The sequence below is a fragment of the Citrobacter sp. Ce104 genome, assembly GCF_030334595.1.
GTDB lineage: Bacteria > Pseudomonadota > Gammaproteobacteria > Enterobacterales > Enterobacteriaceae > Citrobacter > Citrobacter europaeus.
In genome coordinates, this window is sequence record NZ_JAOWDP010000069.1 from 556924 (window position 1) to 574155 (window position 17232).

Consider the following 17232-nt stretch of genomic DNA (forward strand, 5'->3'; position numbering starts at 1 on the left):
GTATGGCTCATCGAAATCTCACTGTGCTGAACGACGCCCCTGGCGTCAGCGCGGTGATTGATGACAGACAATCCAGACGAATTTTTTGCTCATTTTCATGCAGCTCCACCAGCAGAAATTCTTCTTTATCGGCGGTGGTACAGGTTGTCAGCGCTTTGGCATCAAAACATGTGCTATCCGTTAACTCAATGCGCAACAAATAGTGGTACATACAGGCGATTTCCAGGTAATCATGAAGATCGCAATCTATCGGATGATACTTTTCCATTGCTTTCATAACCCCACCTTCGTCACAGCCTTATTTGTTCGGGAAATAGCCAGTACCACTTCCCGAACGAGCGAGCTATTTCAGTGCTTCACAATATACATTGTGCGACTGTATGCGACATCTTCAGGGTTAGTAATCGGATATCCTTTCAACCACGGTTTAATTAAACGTCCGTTGGTATACTGATAAATCGGCGCAATAGGTGCCTGTTCCATCAGAATTTTCTCCGCGGCATTATAATCGGCATTGCGCGCTTTCTGCGTATTCTCCAGAGTAGCCTGGGTCAACACTTTGTCGTAAGCAGGATTATTAAAGCGGGAGATATTACCCGTATGGGTCGAGGTTAATAGCGACAGGAATGTAGATGGCTCATTGTAATCACCTACCCAGGAAGCGCGGATCACATCAAAATTGCCGGTATTACGGCTATCGATGTAGGTTTTCCACTCCTGGTTTTGCAGTTTTACGTCAACGCCGAGATTTTTCTTCCACATCGACGCGACAGCAATAGCGATCTTCTGATGGTTTTCAGAGGTGTTGTACAGCAGCGTCAGTTTAAGCGGTTTCTGTGGACCATAGCCCGCCGCACGCAGCAGCGTTTTCGCCTGCGCATTCAGTTCTTCCTGACTCATTTGCTCAAACGGTGAAGGTTCCGGCACAAATCCTGCCGTGACATCCGGCGTAAAATGCCATGCGGGCTTTTCACCGGTTCCCAGAACTTTCTCCGCCATCAGACGACGATCGATAGTCATGCTAAGCGCCAGACGCACGCGTGAATCTGCCGTCGGTCCCTTCTGGGTATTGAAGGCATAATAGTAAGTACCAAGCTGCGGCGGGGTGTAAACCTGGCCCGGGATATCCTTCAACAATTTCTGATACATGTTTTTCGGGAAGGACTCGGTAATATCGATATCACCAGCAAGGTAGCGCTTGGTTGCTGCCGATTCCTGGTTAATTGGCAGGAAGGTCACTTTTTGCAGCACCGTTTTGGCGTTGTCCCAATAATGCGTATTCGGCACAACTTCCAGTTTTTCGTTGACGACGCGATCTTTGAGCACATAGGCGCCGTTACCGATCAGGTTGCCCGGTTTGGTCCACTCTTTACCGCTCTCAATGTTAGCTTTTTGTACCGGATAAAACGCGAAACTCGCCGTCAGATTGGCAAACCAGGGCAGCGGTTTATCCAGTTGGACTTTTAATGTACGCGCATCAACCGCGCTAACGCCGAGCTTATCCGGAGAGGCTTTCCCATCGATGATCGCCTGCGCGTTGCTAATTCCCGCCAGCGCAGCAAACCAGGCAAACGGCGACAGCGTTTTCGGATCAACCAGACGCTGCCAGCTATAGACAAAATCCTGGGCCGTTACCGGCGTACCATCGGCCCATTGCGCATTGTCACGCAGCGTAAAGGTCCAGATACGGTTATCGTTGCTTTTCCATTGGGTGGCGACGCCGGGCACAATCTCGCCCTTCTCATTCTGGTTGACCAGCCCTTCAAATAAATCACGAATAACCTGAATTTCAGGAAGCCCGACGGCCTTTGCCGGATCCAGCGACGCAGGTTCGTCTTTGATATGACGCACCAGTTCTTGTTTTTCTGCCAGTACCGTTCCGCTGGGAACATCAGCAGCCCAGGATAATGAAATGCTGCTTACCAACAGCGCACAACAGGTTACTGAAACAGAATGCTGCATAAAATACCCTCAATTCCGGCTACTAAGTGAATGTGTAATTATTTGTATCGCCAGCAGGAAATGCAATTAACTTCCGACAAGAAAGTGATATTACACCTGAAAAGATAAGTGTGTGAAAACGATTTGATTATCCATACATTTTGCACAACACTGCGAGTAATAACCCATGCATTCAGAGATGACTATGACCGTTACCCGCCCCCGTGCCGAGCGCGGCGCATTTCCACCTGGGACCGAACATTACGGACGTTCATTGTTAGGCGCGCCGTTAATCTGGTTTCCCGCATTGGCAGCCGATCGTGAAAGCGGCCTGATACTGGCAGGAACGCACGGCGACGAAAACGCATCGGTCGTCACTCTCTCCTGCGCATTGCGTACGCTTAACCCTTCCTTGCGTCGTCACCATGTGGTGCTGGCCGTTAACCCTGACGGTTGCCAGCTCGGACTACGCGCAAATGCCAACGGCGTGGATCTAAACCGTAACTTTCCCGCCGCAAACTGGAAAGCGGGCGAAACGGTGTATCGCTGGAACAGCAGCGCAGAAGAACGCGATGTGGTGTTGCTGACCGGCGAAAGTCCGGGCTCAGAACCGGAAACCCAGGCGCTATGCCAACTTATTCACCGAATTCATCCGGCGTGGGTAGTCTCTTTTCACGATCCGCTGGCCTGTATTGAAGATCCCAGACGCAGCGAATTAGGCGCGTGGCTGGCGCAGTCGTTTGAATTGCCCCTCGTTACCAGCGTAGGTTATGAAACGCCCGGCTCTTTTGGAAGCTGGTGCGCAGATCTGAACTTACACTGCATAACCGCCGAATTCCCCCCCATTTCATCAGATGAAGCGAGCGAGAAATACCTGCTGGCCATGTCCAATCTCCTGCGCTGGCACCCTAGAGATGAAGGTGTCCGGTCGTAAAATGCAGTGCCGGCTCCGCGTCGCTGGCAAGCCAGGTAGGACCATCAAGATCGGCAAAGCTAACCTGCGGCGTAAGGGGTAACGCCGCGCCGATCGCCCGGGAGGTGCACAGCATACAGCCCAGCATGAGCGCAAATCCCTGCTCGCGAGCTTCATTTGCCAGCGCCAGCGCTTCCGTCAGGCCGCCTGTTTTATCCAGTTTGATATTCACCATTTCATAGCGCCCGTGCAGCGCTTTCAGGCTGCTGCGGGTATGACAGCTTTCATCCGCGCAGATCGGCAGCGGATGCACAAAATTCTCCAGCGCGGCATCGTCCTGCGCCGGCAGCGGCTGCTCCAGCATCGCCACACCTAAATCAGCCAGGAGCTGACAGCGTGCCGCCAGGCCTTCTGCCCGCCAGGATTCATTGGCGTCGACAATAATCGTGGCATCAGGGACCGCGGCACGGATAGCGACCATCCGTTCGCTGATTAATCGCGCATCCAGTTTAACCTTTAATAGTTTCGCGCCATTTTCCCACAACGCAGCCGCGCTCGCCGCCATTTGTTCCGGCGAGCCAATCACCACGGTTTGCGCCGTCGTTACCACTTCCGCCAGTTCACTTCCCACCAATTCCGCCAACGGCTGCTGCTGTTGGCGCGCACTCAGATCCCACAACGCGCAGTCCACGGCATTACGCGCAGCCCCCGCTGGCAGCAGCTTTTGCAGCTCTTCACGGGTCAGTCCGTTTTCCAGTTTTGGCGCAATGCTCATAATTTGCGCCAGCACAGAAGCATCGCTTTCACCGTAGCGCGGGTACGGTGTGCACTCGCCGATACCGGTGACGCCGTTTTCTGTGACTTCAACTACCACCACATGCGCTTCGGTTCTGCTCCCACGGGCGATAACAAAGGGAGTGTGCAGCGGCCAGGCTTCCTCATACACCTTAACTGTTCTCATCTGTTTTCCTTAATGCAGTACCTGAAGCGGATATCCGCAAATAGCGTTTGCCGTGTTAACTACTGATGGCATAAACTAGCCCTGACGTTAACTATATGTAAACAGGAAGATAACCATGTCACAAACCGTTCATTTCCAGGGCAACCCGGTAGCCGTTGCCGGCTCTATTCCTCAGGCTGGAAGCAAAGCTCAGGCTTTTACCCTTGTGGCTAAAGACCTGTCTGACGTTACGCTGGGCCAGTTCGCAGGCAAGCGCAAAGTGCTGAATATTTTCCCAAGCATCGATACCGGCGTTTGTGCGGCATCGGTACGTAAGTTTAACCAACTGGCGACAGAAATCGACAATACCGTCGTACTGTGCATTTCGGCCGACCTGCCATTCGCCCACTCTCGTTTTTGCGGCGCGGAAGGTCTGAGCAACGTTATCACGCTGTCCACCCTGCGCAACGCAGAATTCCTGAAAAACTACGGTGTTGAAATCGCTGAAGGCCCGCTGAAAGGCCTGGCCGCACGTGCCGTGGTCGTTATCGATGAAAATGACAACGTTGTTTTCAGCCAACTGGTCAATGAAATCACCAACGAACCAGACTACACAGCGGCGCTGGACGTACTGAAAGCGTAAGCTGCGTCTGCATACAAAAATGCCTCCGAATGGAGGCATTTTTATTTACGGCATTACTCTTCGCTTTTTTTCTGTTGGCTCAAACCATACTCACGCAATTTGTTGGCAATCGCGGTATGCGAAACGCCGAGGCGCTTGGCCAGTTTGCGCGTACTGGGATAATTCATATAAAGCTGCGTCAGCACTGAGCGTTCAAAGCGGCTGGTAATTTCATCCAGCGACCCTTCCATCACCTCTTCTCCGACCGCAACCGTTGCCGCATCGTAATCTGGCAGTAAGATATCCTGCGGCCGCAGCTCATAACCTTCAAGCTGGGTCAGTGCCCGGTAGATGGCATTTTTAAGCTGACGCACGTTACCCGGCCAGCCGTAACGGGTTAACACCGTGCTGAGGTCAGCGGACAGCTTCGGACGTGGCACGCCCTGCTCATCGGCGAAGCGCGCCACAAACAGTTCGGTAAGCGGCATAATATCCTGCGGGCAATCGCGCAGCGGCGGCAGGTTTAACGTCAGTACATTCAGACGATAATAGAGGTCTTCACGGAAAAGTCCTTTTTGTACCAGCTCAACAAGATTCTTTTGCGTCGCGCAAATCACGCGGACATCAACGTTAACCTCGTGATCTTCTCCCACCCGACGGAACGTGCCGTCATTGAGAAAACGCAGCAATTTGGTCTGCATTCGCGGCGACATTTCGCCAATTTCATCTAACAGAACCGAACCGCCATTCGCCTGCTCAAAGAAGCCTTTTTTGCCTTCCGGTGCATGGCCAAACAGTTCGCTTTCGACCGCATCTTCAGGAATTGACGCGCAGTTGAGCGCCAGATACGGTTTCGACGCACGCGGACTGGCCAGGTGGCATGCATGAGCAAAGAGATCTTTGCCGGTGCCGGTATTACCGGTAATCAGCAGCGGCGCGCTCAGCGTCGCCAGCTTTCGCGCCTGTTCCACCACGTGTTTCATTTTGGCGCTGACGGCAATAATCTGGCTAAACGCGCTCAGATCCTGGGTCGTCATATTTTGCAGCTGACGTCCCATCCGCAGGGTGGAACGTAGCATGACAACAGCACCGGTCAGCATCTGCTCCTGATTTTCACCCTGCAAATGGACAGGCGTAATTTCCATCAGGAAGTTCTGGCCGTTAATAACGACATGCTCGCTATGAGAATCCTGTGGATTGCTTTCGAGCCAGCGCTGGAAGTTAAACCCGTTGATTAACTGGGCGGCGGTATGATTGCGCATCCGATCCTGAGTGTGCGCGAAAAGCTGACAACTCGCAGGGTTCGCCATCTCGATTTTGCTTTTCATGTCCAGAGAAAGGACCGGTTCTGGCAATGCCTCAAGCAGCGCGCTCAGCGCAAGATGTTCACGCTCGGAGGGCATCCAGGGCACGGTACGCACATCCGTAACCCCTGAGATACGGCGGATTTCAGCCATCAGGCTGCTGAAGTTAGTGAACTCCAGTTCCGCAAAATTGAGGTAAATTCGCCCGATGGGGTCAATCTCGATACCGCGTAAATCAATGCTTCTGAGTACCAATAAATCGAGCAATTCGCGGGTCAGACCAAGTCGGTCTTCACAAAAGACTTCCAAACGCATAGGAACCTTCACCTGGACAAGGGATTATGTGTTAAATGATAAGACAGTATTTCGTTTGCAGGAAGAACTCTGTCAACAAATATTGACAGCTCGTTGGAAAATTGGGCGCCGGGGCGTAAACTTAAACAACTGGCGCCCAATTTTAGTTAACTTTCGCGTGGAGATTTGTTCTTTTGTAAGGTCTCTTTCACCTGACCAATCAATTGACGGCGAAAATCGCCCAGTCGCGGCTTATCGTCATCTATCCACGGCAGCGGTCGGCACAGTTCCATGGCTTTAATGCCCAGTCGCGCCGTTAATAACCCCGCGCCAATGCCCTGTGCGGCACGCGTTGACAAGCGGGCGGCTAAATCCTGCGACATCCAGTCCATTCCTACTTCCCGCACCAGCTCACTGGCCCCGGCAAAAGCGATATTCAGCAGCACCAGTCGGAACAAGCGCAGGCGGCTGTAATAACCAAGTTCAATGCCATAAAGCGATGCAATACGATTGATCAGCCGCAGATTGCGCCAGGCGATAAACGCCATATCCACCAGCGCCAGCGGGCTGACGGCAATCATCAGTGTGGACTCTGCCGCTGAACGGCTAATCTCACGTCGGGCCTGCGCATCCAGCACTGGCTGCACAAGATGGGCATACAGGCTGACCACTTCGCGATCGTTCTGCGTTTCATGAATTGAGGCATACCAGCGCTGTAGCGCCGGATGGGACTGATCGATACCCGCCTGCTGCGCCAGCTTTTCACAAAATGCACGACCTTTTCCGGTTCCATGGCTGTGGAGCAGATCTCGTGCTTCGTCACGCTCGTGCGCGCGCTGGCGCAAGCGCCATAACCGACGCCACTCGGTCGCAACCGATCCAACACCGGCACCGATAATCAATGCGCCAGCGGCACATCCTCCCAGCGCGACCCAGTCCTGAGTCTGCCAGGCGTTCATGGTCCACTGCACGCCCTGCGCGACGACGCTCACGCCAAACAGCGCCAGGCCCCCCATCACCATCTTACGCCACAGACTGCGTTTAGGGCGTAAGGCCGCATCAATGACGGCCTCAGCCTGACCTTCGTCTTCCAGTGGTTCATCCACTTTCGCCGGAGAAAAAGTCTGTGCCTCCGTCTCATTGAACATCTGCTGCGCTTTAAACGCCGCGTTTTGCTCCACCTCCAGCGGACCTGAGAAATCGATACGCGGTTTTAACGGCTCGCTCATCGCAATTTATCTCCTATTAAAAACTCCAGCGCGGCATCAAGACGAATATGCGGTAAGGGTTTATCGACATCCATAACCTGCGGGCGAAACGCCTCAAACTGGAAGCCCTGGCTGTCCCAGAATGCCTGTCCGGGTAAACGCGCGGGTACTTCCCCCGGATAAACGGTTAGCGGTTCGCCATCGCTCAGCCGATTACCACGCAGCGCCGGGATCTTCTCGCCCTTCACATCGATCAAACCGCTGGTGGTTGCCTGTACCGATGCCAGTCCCAGACAATCCATGCTGATACCTTCGAACGCGGCGTTTTGCCAGGCGTCCTGGATCAGCTGCTGCAATAACGACACCATATTGGCGTGCTGATCCACCGTGACGTGATCGGCTTTGGTAGCGGCAAACAGCAGCTTGTCGATCACTGGAGAAAACAGCCGACGAAACAGCGTGCGCTGTCCGTAATGGAAGCTCTGCATCAGTTGGGTGAGCGCCAGACGCATGTCGTTAAACGCCTGTGGCCCGCTGTTGAGCGGTTGCAGGCAGTCGACCAGCACAATCTGGCGGTCAAAGCGCAGGAAGTGATTCTTATAAAATCCCTTCACGACTTTTTCACAGTAATAGTTAAACCTGTCGCGCAGCATGCCCGCGTTGGTGTGTTTGTCTGCCTGGGCCAGCTTCGATTCACCATAAGCATCAACGTCCGGCCACGGGAAGAACTGTAACGCAGGCGCGCCCGCCATATCCCCGGGCAGGACGAAACGGCCCGGCTGAATAAAATGCAGCCCCTGCTGCTTGCACTGATGCAGATACTCCGTCCAGGCGGCAGCGATTTCCGCCAGACGGTTTTCATCAGCAGGCGCCAGCGGATCCAGCCCCTGGCATAACTGACGCCATCTTGCCGACCATTCGCCCCGCTGCCCTTGCAATAACCCGGTCATTTGCCGCGACCAGCTCAGATAATCCTGGGCCAGCATCGGTAAATCGAGCAGCCACTCTCCCGGATAATCGACGATCTCCAGGTACAGCGTGGAGGTGTCTTTAAAATGGCGCAATAAAGAGTCATTGGATTTGTAGCGCAGCGCGAGGCGAATTTCACTCACACCGCGCGTAGGCGTCGGCCAGGTCGGCGGTGAGCCATACAACTGCGCCAGTCCCTCATCATAGGTAAAGCGCGGAATGCCAAAATCGCGTTGTGGAACCCGTTTAACGCCAAGCAAACGCTCTTCGCGCACGCAACTGAGCAACGGCAGACGCGCACCGGCATGAATATTGAGTAACTGGTTTACCATCGCGGTGATAAACGCCGTCTTACCGCTGCGGCTAAGTCCGGTGACAGCCAGGCGCAAATGCCGGTCTACGCCGCGATTAACCAGCGAATTGAGTTCATTTTTAAGTCGCTTCATCGCCATCCCGTTTTGCTGAAGGAACCGAAGAAATTATAACAAACAGGAAGTAAAGATAGGGGTCAATTCTTACTTATCAACTACCTGAGCTGTATCAGGCGGCATTATTCTTACCGCCTGCTGCAGAATGAATGCGGGCGGTTTATTTATTCTCTACTTTAGGAAGCGCTATCTGGTTGATGCCACCTTCGTTGGTCACCTGCGTGTAGCCCATTTCAGTCAACATATCCCTGGCCTGCCCCGATTGACGCCCGGAGTTGCAGTACAGCTTCACAGTGTCGTTCTTATCAGGAACTTCAGCTGCGATACGCGTCTTCATCTCTTTCAACGGTATGTTGACGGCCCCCTGAATATGCTGCTGTTGGTACTGTTCAGGAATACGAACATCAATCCAGTGTTCGGCTGCAAAAACCGGCATGCCAATGACCAGTGCCAACGCTAATACGCCTTTTTTCAACATAATATCTTCCCGACTGATTGTTGGATTTAACCACCACACTATACGCTTGTTCTTAAGAAAATATTGCGACCACATTATCACCGTCTGCAGGTGCGGACGATTGTTCCTCAGGTGACACGTACTGCAGTTAGCCTTTTGATTTTTCTACCCGCATTCCGAGATTGTTGTCATTCGCCAATTAACTCCATAATATGTCCGCCATTGACTCTCGGACGGAGCTTGGGATCTATGTCTCCTACCATTTATGATATTGCACGAGCCGCTGGCGTATCAAAATCCACGGTATCGCGCGTGCTGAATAAGCAAACCAACATCTCGCCAGAAGCGCTTGAAAAGGTGCTGCGCGCTATTGATGAGTTACAGTATCAGCCTAATAAACTTGCTCGCGCGCTCACCTCTTCCGGGTTTGATGCAATAATGGTGATATCTACCCGTTCTGCAAAAACTACCGCCGGTAATCCGTTTTTCTCTGAAGTACTGCATGCCATTACGGCCAAGGCCGAAGAAGTCGGTTTTGATGTCATATTGCAGACGTCGCGAAGCACCGAAGATGATTTACAAAAATGTGAGAGCAAGATTAAGCAGAAATTGATCAAAGGGATCATTATGCTGAGCTCTCCTGCTGATGAATCATTTTTTGCACGTCTGGATAAATACAACGTCCCGGTTGTGGTTATTGGGAAAGTTGAAGGTGACTACGCCAATGTCTATTCTGTAGACACAGATAACTATCGCGACAGTATTACTCTGACAAATGCGCTGATTGAAAGTGGGCACCGTAATATAGCCTGTTTGCATGCGCCGCTTGACGTTCATGTTTCTATCGATCGCGTGAACGGTTATAAAGCCAGTCTTCAGGCGCATAACATTAATATGCGTGATGAATGGATTATTGACGGTGGCTATACCCATGAAACAGCCCTGCTCGCTTCACGAAAATTACTGAGTCAACAACCGTTACCCGACGCTGTATTTGCTACCGATAGTTTGAAATTAATGAGCTTATATCGCGTGGCGGCTGAGAAGAATATTACTATTCCGCAACAGCTTGCCGTCGTAGGCTACAGTAATGAGCTGTTATCGTTTATGCTGACACCGGTTCCAGGCGGAATTGATGTACCTACCCAGCAGTTGGGCGAGCAAAGCTGTAATTTATTATTTAACCTGATCGCAGGCGAGAAAGGATTAAAGAATATCACGGTGAGCACACACATATCGCTGGCCGACTCACTGGTGTAAAAACTGGGGCATTAATGCCCCAGTTTCTTTTAGAATGCGTAGTTCACGCCTATACCAGCATAATGGAATCTGTCACTTTCGCCTTCGTCGTGATCTTCCCACTCATAGGCATACTCCAGCGACATTGATAAACCGTTCTGGAAATCATATGCATACAGTAAACCGAGACGATTGAAGTCATGGCCTTCACGTGCGGGGTCATCCTGCCAGTCCCAGTTTGACCAGCGATCAAGCCCCAGACGGGTATACGGCGTCAGGGTGGTATTGCCGAAAGACAGCGGCAAATATGCACGAATTTCCTGAGTTGAGAATTCACCATTATTGCGCGAATCAGCCAGATTAAAACCGCGTTCGAGGTAATAGTTAACCGTTAAACCCACCGTTTCGTTAAACGTATAATTCAGACCGCTCTCACTTTCAACGCGGCTATCAGAGTAGCCGGTGGTGCTCAAATCATTAACGAACTGATACATCGCCAGCCAACCGCTAAAGCGCAGATCGTCGGTCAGTTTAACATCCCAGTCCGGCTGAACTTTCCAGCGCTGCATATTGGCGGTGTCTTTTCCGGGTTCATTGACATAGTGATAACCGTAATTACGGAAACCACCGGTCAGGCCGAAATTAACATCCTCGCTTTCCAGAAATTGATAGCGGACTTCCAGTTCTGGGCGATCAAACCAGGTTCCACGTTTCCCCTCGCTGTAATCAACCGGTCCTTCCTGATAATAGGCCAGCGATATTTTCCACGGCCCATTAGACGCATTAAAATAGACGGACGGCTCAGCCAGTCCATCCATATCTTCGCCCTGACCTTCAACATTTTCTATTTCGTACATAGCACCAATATTAAAGTGCCAGTCATTCTTTTCAGCAGCCTGCGCGCAGGCCATTCCTGCGCTCATAATCAGCGCAGTAGCGGACAGTAGGGTTTTCATTATTATTCCTTGTTAAAATACTCGCAAAAATGCCCCAAGGCTTGGGGGATGATTATCCCCCCGGAATTTTATTGAATAGCCACTTCAGTTTCAGCATCAAAGAAATGGCATTTCGCCATATCAAAATGAATAGTGATGTTCTCTCCTGCGTGATAATCATTCACTGCCCCAGCACGGACCACTAACTCATGCCCCCCAACAATGGTATAAAGCATAAATTCAGCGCCGGTTAATTCTGCAACGCTAATTTTTGCCGATACACTATTTTCATTATTAAGCTGCGGATGTATATCTTCAGGACGAATTCCCAGCGTGACCGCCTGATGTTCATAACCCTGCGCTTTTAATTGTGCTAATTTATTTTCTGGAATCGTTAATTTCAGTGTTTCTGTGACAAACTTATCACCGTCAATCGCGCCACGAATAAAGTTCATAGCCGGTGAGCCAATAAATCCGGCGACAAACATATTTGCCGGGTGGTTATAAACCGTTTTCGGCGCACCAACTTGCTGAACAATGCCATCCTTCATAATCACAATACGCGTCGCCATCGTCATGGCTTCGGTTTGATCGTGGGTAACATATATCATGGTGGTATTGAGTTTCTGATGCAGTTTGCTGATTTCTGCCCGCATCTGTACGCGAAGTTTGGCATCGAGATTCGATAAGGGTTCATCCATCAGGAAGACCCCTGCCTCACGAACAATCGCACGCCCCAGCGCCACACGTTGACGCTGTCCACCAGATAACGCGCCGGGTTTACGCTGCAGATAATCGCGCAGGCCAAGGATTTGCGCCGCCCAGTTGACACGCTCTTCAATCACGGCAGGGGCAATTTTCTGCATTTTCAGGCCAAACGCCATGTTGTCATAGACTGTCATGTGCGGGTACAACGCGTAGTTCTGAAAAACCATCGCAATGTTGCGCGATTTCGCCGGCACATCGTTCATCCGTTTACCGTCAATCAGCAAATCGCCGCCACTGATCTCCTCCAGACCGGCGATCATGCGCAACGTAGTAGACTTCCCGCAGCCGGAAGGTCCAACAAAAACAATAAACTCTTTGTCTTCGATTTCCAGATTGAAGTCTTTAACGACGTGTACCTGGTTGTCGTAAATTTTTTGAATGTGTTGCAACGAAAGCTGTGCCATGTTGAATCCTTTACTTGTCGTGTTGCCAGAAAGCCGATAAGCACGGCCACGTCAGAAATTCGGTTGCAGGAAGCTGCAAGCCTGCTCCATTCAGCCCTGTACCGATGCCGACAGAAAGCATGCCGCAGGCGTTGATTGCATCAATTCCCGCTTGTGCATCTTCTATGCCAATACACTGCTGCGGGTCAACGCCAAGGCCCGAACATGCGGCCAGGAATATTTCGGGATCTGGTTTCGAGCGGGAAATCAGCGCCGCATCTGCACAGAAATCAAAATAAGAGCTAAGATCAAGCGCGTGTAAAATCGCAGGGGCATTGAGCGACACAGAGGCCAGCCCCACTGGAATTCGCTCTTCCCGCAGCGTCATCAGCAGCTCACGTATACCCGGCAATACCGAGTTCACCGTCAACTGGCGCAAAGAATGGACATACAGTCTGTTTTTTCTCTCGGCCAATTGTACGCAGGCCTCAGCAGAAAACGCCCCCGCCTTCCCACCATGGCGCAAAATACGCTGTAGCGATTCGCTGCGACTAATCCCTTTCAGGCTGTCATTAAATGCTTCGTCAATCGCAACCCCGATTTCAGCGGCTACCTGCCGCCAGGCGAGAAAATGCAGATGCGCAGTGTCGGTAATCACGCCATCTAAATCAAAAATGATGGCCTGTGGTTTGAGTATCATTCATCGCCCCTTTTTGTGGTAGCGGTCCCATAGCTGGGCGAAATAATGGCGTCATTACTGATTACGGCCTCCCCCTGCACGGAGATTTTTTCGCCATTGACCCAAAGGAAAATTTGCTCAGCACTGCGAATACTGATTTCGGCAGCGTTGATAGTTATCTGCATAGCGGAACCCTGCCAGCGCAGCGGAAAAGACAGCATTTGCCAGTGAGCAGGTAATGCAGGCGCAAGATGTAACTCTCCATGGCGAACGTTCACACCAGCAAATCCCTGAATTGCGCCCAGCCAGATGGCCCCCGTCGCCGCGGCATGAATTCCGTCATCACAACTATGTGGATCATCCCCAAGATCGATAAGCGATCCTTCGCGCCAGAACCGATACCCCTGAGCCGAATCACCGCAACGTGCAGCCACAATCCCATGGATCGCCTTACTCAAAGACGAGTCGTGTATTGTGCGCGGCTCGTAAAAACGCAGGTTAGCCAGACAGGTTTGCGGGCTAAACTGCTCCGGCAACATGTAGGTCAGCATCACTACATCGGCCTGTTTAAGAATTTGCATCTCATTGACTTCTGCACGGGAGTAATCGAGCAAAACGGTCTGCTTGCCCGCTTTGGCTTTGTACTGCGACAGGTCGATAACCGGTTTGTTCAGGAAGGTATCATCCTGAGGAAGCACGCCATCGGGCTGAACTTCCGGTCGCCAGAGATGCTGTAAAAAATGCTCTGCGCGATGAATAAACGTGTCATCGCCGCAGCCCAACCGACGGGCAAAACCCAGCGCCTGCTCTACGTTGTACCAGGCCATGTAGTTGGTGAATGCATTGTTGTTCACGTGCTCAGTGTATTCATCCGGGCCAATCACATCGTGGATCTCTAAACGACCGTTGACCATGATCGCTCTGCTTATCCAGAACTTCGCCGTTTCCAGCAGCAGCGTTATACCTTCACGGGACATAAAGTTCATATCACCGGTGGCATGCCAGTAATTGATTACCGCCCAGGCAACATCCGCCACGAGGTGATGTTCAGCCTGCGCGGAGGCCACTTTTTGCCGCAGCCCGGTACGGATGTTGATCGCCGCGAATTCAGGCGTTTCCTCATCACCGCTGCGAGCGCTTTCCCACGGGAAAAGCGCGCCCTGCCAACCGTTACGGCGGGCTTTCTCACGCGCGCCCGGCAAATTATGCCAGCGATAACGCAGTAGACTTCTCGCGGTTTTCGGTTCGGTAAACAGGTGAAACGGTAACAAAAAGACCTCAGTATCCCAGAAGATGTGCCCTTTATACCCTTCGCCTGTCAGACCTTTGGCCGCAATACTGCTGCGCTCATCGTGGTCTGGGGTCATCACACGCAGATGATAGAGCGCATAGTCCAGCGCCCGCTGATCGCTGATATCCGTGCTGGTAACCTGAACGCGACGAGTTTGCCACCAGGCATGCCAGTTGGCGGTCGACTCAGCTAGCAGTGCGTCATATCCCTGCTGGGCGCATGATTCCAGGTTACGCAGTGACTGACGTCCCCAGGTATCCAGCGACAGGTTGCGTTCGCTCGCCCAGTCTACCCAGCTCATTTTCGTCAGCGTGACGCGCTGCCCGGCTTGTGCATGCACGCTGTTGTGTTGTAACAACCGGCGCTCTTTCGCGGTGAAACAACGCTGCGCCGCGCCATCTACATCACAATATGTCGTGATAGCGATGTCATTACGATTGTCCTGGGTGGTGTAAATCCCTTGCATAAGATGCTGGCCAAAGACCCGGACCTGCGTTTCGTCCAGATGCTGGCGACCATGATTAGTGATCGTGGCATCAATACCGGTCGAGATACCAATGTTGGCATCGGCATCCAGTGGTGTTACGACAACTTCCATAGCAAACAGCGGCAGTTTATGTGCCGAGACAAATCGCCTGCTCTCAATGGCAAAACGCGCCCCGTCAGACGCACGCCAGGTAAGCGTACGGCGTAATTCTCCGCTGGCAAAATCCAGTTCACGATGCCAGCTTTCAATAACGCCGCTGTTGAGTGTGAAAATCTCGCCATTGAGTGAAATCTCGACGCCCACCACATCAGGCAGATTAACCAGTTCATTAATTTCGCCTTTCCCTGCCCGGTGATACAGTCCTGCAAGGTACATGCCGCGAGTTTGTAAGGTGTAGGCTTCCTCGTGGCTGGCGCGAATGCCCATATAACCGTTGCCGGTCGTCATGAGTGACGCATATTTATTCAGGCTGTGTGGGCAAAAAGCCGGTTCAGTTAGCATTACTGGCTTCGTCATAAGTCTACGTAGGTCCCTGTTTCAGCCGATTGATACAGTGCGGCAACCAATTGTTGAATAACGACGCCTTGTTCTGCGTCAGCAATAGTGACAGGCTCACCCTGGACATGATTCACGAAAGCGTCCATGCTGCGATAATGACGGTTGTCATCAGCCATTTCGCGCGCAAGCAGCACGTCAAGCGCACCATCGCGGTCGGTGTAGACCTGGGCCGGGAATAACGTTGCCCCCGCCAAATCGCCGCAGAAATTAACGTTCATAATCGATTGTTCCGGGATATTCAGCGCGAAAGAGGTTTCCAGGCGCAGGATACCGCCGTTATGAAATTCAATCGTGCCGAACAGGGAATCCTCCACGGTATACGTCGCGGGATCCCATTTCCCAAACTGGCCGCTGTTTTTACGCGTGCCAATGCGTTGATAGCTGTGCGCGTTAACGCGCTTTACCGCCGGGAACCCCAACACATACATGGCGGCATCCAGCATATGAATACCAAGATCAATTAACGGCCCGCCGCCCTGCAGTTCTTTGTTGGTAAACACCCCCCAGCCGGGCACGCCGCAGCGGCGCAAAGCACGGACATTGGTGACATAAATTTCACCCAGCACACCGGCCATCACCTGCTCACGAAGCAGTTGCGTATCCAGTGCGAAACGATGATGAAAATCATAAGCCAGTACTTTTCCCATCCGACGCGCCGTTTGACACATTTCCAGCGCCTCGTCTGGCGTCATTGCCGGAGGCTTCTCGCACATCACATGGCACCCAGCGTTCAATGCCAGCATGGTGTGTTCATAATGAAAACGATTGGGCGAGCAAATACTGACGATATCTGGCTTAGCCTCACGTAACATCGTTTGAGGATCGTCCCAAACCTGCGGATTACCGTATTTTTCTGCAAACAGCCGCGCCTGTGACAGGCGGCTGTCGCAGACAGCCACCAGTTCCAGATCGTTACGGGTGCAGTAGTACGAAGCATGAACTTTATCCGCCACCTGCCCGGCGCCGATAATGGCGACGCGTAGCGGAGAGCTTGTCAGTGCACTTTTCACGGAAATCCTCTTAGCAGGTACGCAGCCAGGCCAGTGACTGACGGTACGCTTCCGGCAGATTCTCTGCCCGCACGCGCCCTTCGTACACGACGTAACCCTGATAATTATCTTCACGCAACTGGTCAAACAGCGCAGCGAAATCCAGCGTACCGCTCCCCGGCTGATAACGATGATTATCCGCAATATGGACGTGACCCAGCAGATCGCGGTTGTCGTGCAGCGCCTGTGCCATATCGTCTTCTTCAATATTCATATGGTAAAAATCACCAATGATTTGCACATGCTTCAGGTTGTTTTCCACAATATATCGACGGGCATCCGCCAGGGTGTTGATCATATGATCCTGATAGCGATTGAGCGGCTCCAGATACACCACCGTCCCCGTACGCTCGGCAACTTTATCAAGATAAATCAATGAATCACTGACGGCTTTACGATCGCCTTCCAGGCTACGCGGGGACGTCATCGGCGGTAAGCGGAAGGTAAACATGCCCCATGCCGCGGGTACAATGATGCCTTGCCCACCGACTTCGGCCAGCGCTTCGAGAATGCGGGTAATCTGCTGTAAACCGTTCAAACGACGCTCTTCGATAAAATCACCGATCCAACCGTCATATCCGCCGCAGGCGGTCGTGACGGGCAGCCCCGTTTCTTTGATTGCCGCTTTTACTTCTGCAAGATTATTGACCAGCAATTTGCCGTCAATTTCAAAACCGTCAAACCCCATTTCTTTGATATAACGGAATTTTTCAAGAATGTTTTCCGGGAAAAAAGCCTGGTTCTGTGTTCCGATTTTCATTTTCTGC

Annotated in this window: 16 protein-coding genes; 3 read left to right on the forward strand and 13 right to left on the reverse strand. The window is 52.1% G+C overall.

Annotated features, from left to right (window positions below):
- Positions 1-7: 7 nt before the first annotated feature.
- Together OGW16_RS25395 and mppA are read right to left on the reverse strand one after the other, a co-directional pair.
- Complete coding sequence (locus tag OGW16_RS25395) at positions 8-277, reverse strand: Rho-binding antiterminator (RefSeq protein WP_075146233.1); 270 nt, start codon at positions 275-277, stop codon at positions 8-10.
- Positions 278-348: 71 nt separating this feature from the next.
- On the reverse strand, positions 349-1962 hold the full coding sequence (gene mppA, locus OGW16_RS25400; RefSeq protein ID WP_286519251.1) for a murein tripeptide ABC transporter substrate-binding protein MppA: 1614 nt from the start codon (positions 1960-1962) through the stop codon (positions 349-351).
- A gap of 184 nt (positions 1963-2146) precedes the next feature.
- On the opposite strand from mppA, the gene mpaA reads away from it, so the two are divergent.
- Positions 2147-2875 (forward strand): murein tripeptide amidase MpaA, encoded by a 729-nt coding sequence (gene mpaA / locus OGW16_RS25405; RefSeq protein ID WP_043016189.1) that lies wholly within the window; start codon positions 2147-2149, stop codon positions 2873-2875.
- On the opposite strand, the gene ycjG is transcribed toward mpaA, so the two are convergent.
- On the reverse strand, positions 2850-3815 hold the full coding sequence (ycjG, locus tag OGW16_RS25410) for an L-Ala-D/L-Glu epimerase (protein ID WP_105179602.1): 966 nt from the start codon (positions 3813-3815) through the stop codon (positions 2850-2852). The genes mpaA and ycjG overlap by 26 nt on opposite strands.
- Positions 3816-3930: 115 nt before the next feature.
- Between ycjG and tpx the strand changes: the two genes are divergently transcribed.
- Positions 3931-4437: a thiol peroxidase gene (gene tpx / locus OGW16_RS25415; RefSeq protein WP_003020437.1), complete on the forward strand. Its 507-nt coding sequence runs from the start codon at positions 3931-3933 to the stop codon at positions 4435-4437.
- Between the two features lie 53 nt (positions 4438-4490).
- On the opposite strand, the gene tyrR is transcribed toward tpx, so the two are convergent.
- The 4 genes from tyrR to pspE form a co-directional block, all read right to left on the reverse strand.
- Positions 4491-6035, reverse strand: a complete 1545-nt coding sequence (gene tyrR, locus OGW16_RS25420; RefSeq protein WP_043016187.1) for a transcriptional regulator TyrR — start codon at positions 6033-6035, stop codon at positions 4491-4493.
- Between the two features lie 146 nt (positions 6036-6181).
- On the reverse strand, positions 6182-7243 hold the full coding sequence (locus OGW16_RS25425; protein WP_087050502.1) for a YcjF family protein: 1062 nt from the start codon (positions 7241-7243) through the stop codon (positions 6182-6184).
- Positions 7240-8637: a YcjX family GTP-binding protein gene (locus tag OGW16_RS25430; RefSeq protein ID WP_075146385.1), complete on the reverse strand. Its 1398-nt coding sequence runs from the start codon at positions 8635-8637 to the stop codon at positions 7240-7242. The genes OGW16_RS25425 and OGW16_RS25430 overlap by 4 nt, the downstream gene beginning before the upstream one ends.
- A 142-nt stretch (positions 8638-8779) precedes the next feature.
- Complete coding sequence (pspE, locus tag OGW16_RS25435; protein WP_043016185.1) at positions 8780-9097, reverse strand: thiosulfate sulfurtransferase PspE; 318 nt, start codon at positions 9095-9097, stop codon at positions 8780-8782.
- 228 nt (positions 9098-9325) lie between these two features.
- Between pspE and OGW16_RS25440 the strand changes: the two genes are divergently transcribed.
- Positions 9326-10336, forward strand: coding sequence for a LacI family DNA-binding transcriptional regulator (locus OGW16_RS25440; RefSeq protein WP_043016184.1), 1011 nt, complete (start codon positions 9326-9328; stop codon positions 10334-10336).
- A 29-nt stretch (positions 10337-10365) separates the two neighbouring features.
- Here OGW16_RS25440 and OGW16_RS25445 read toward each other — a convergent pair whose 3' ends face one another.
- The 6 genes from OGW16_RS25445 to ycjR form a co-directional block, all read right to left on the reverse strand.
- Positions 10366-11271, reverse strand: a complete 906-nt coding sequence (locus tag OGW16_RS25445; protein ID WP_043016183.1) for an OmpG family monomeric porin — start codon at positions 11269-11271, stop codon at positions 10366-10368.
- Between the two features lie 68 nt (positions 11272-11339).
- The gene (locus OGW16_RS25450) at positions 11340-12422 is read right to left on the reverse strand and encodes an ABC transporter ATP-binding protein (RefSeq protein ID WP_043016182.1); all 1083 of its coding nucleotides are present in this window, start codon (positions 12420-12422) and stop codon (positions 11340-11342) included.
- Between the two features lie 10 nt (positions 12423-12432).
- Positions 12433-13101 (reverse strand): beta-phosphoglucomutase, encoded by a 669-nt coding sequence (pgmB, locus tag OGW16_RS25455; RefSeq protein WP_286519254.1) that lies wholly within the window; start codon positions 13099-13101, stop codon positions 12433-12435.
- A complete protein-coding gene (locus OGW16_RS25460) occupies positions 13098-15374 on the reverse strand; it encodes a glycoside hydrolase family 65 protein (RefSeq protein WP_286519256.1) in 2277 nt (758 codons plus the stop codon). The genes pgmB and OGW16_RS25460 overlap by 4 nt, the downstream gene beginning before the upstream one ends.
- Positions 15371-16426: a D-glucoside 3-dehydrogenase gene (gene ycjS, locus OGW16_RS25465; protein WP_043016179.1), complete on the reverse strand. Its 1056-nt coding sequence runs from the start codon at positions 16424-16426 to the stop codon at positions 15371-15373. Before ycjS ends, OGW16_RS25460 begins: the two co-directional genes overlap by 4 nt.
- 10 nt (positions 16427-16436) lie before the next feature.
- On the reverse strand, positions 16437-17225 hold the full coding sequence (gene ycjR / locus OGW16_RS25470; RefSeq protein ID WP_075146237.1) for a 3-dehydro-D-guloside 4-epimerase: 789 nt from the start codon (positions 17223-17225) through the stop codon (positions 16437-16439).
- Between the last annotated feature and the right edge of the window lie 7 nt (positions 17226-17232).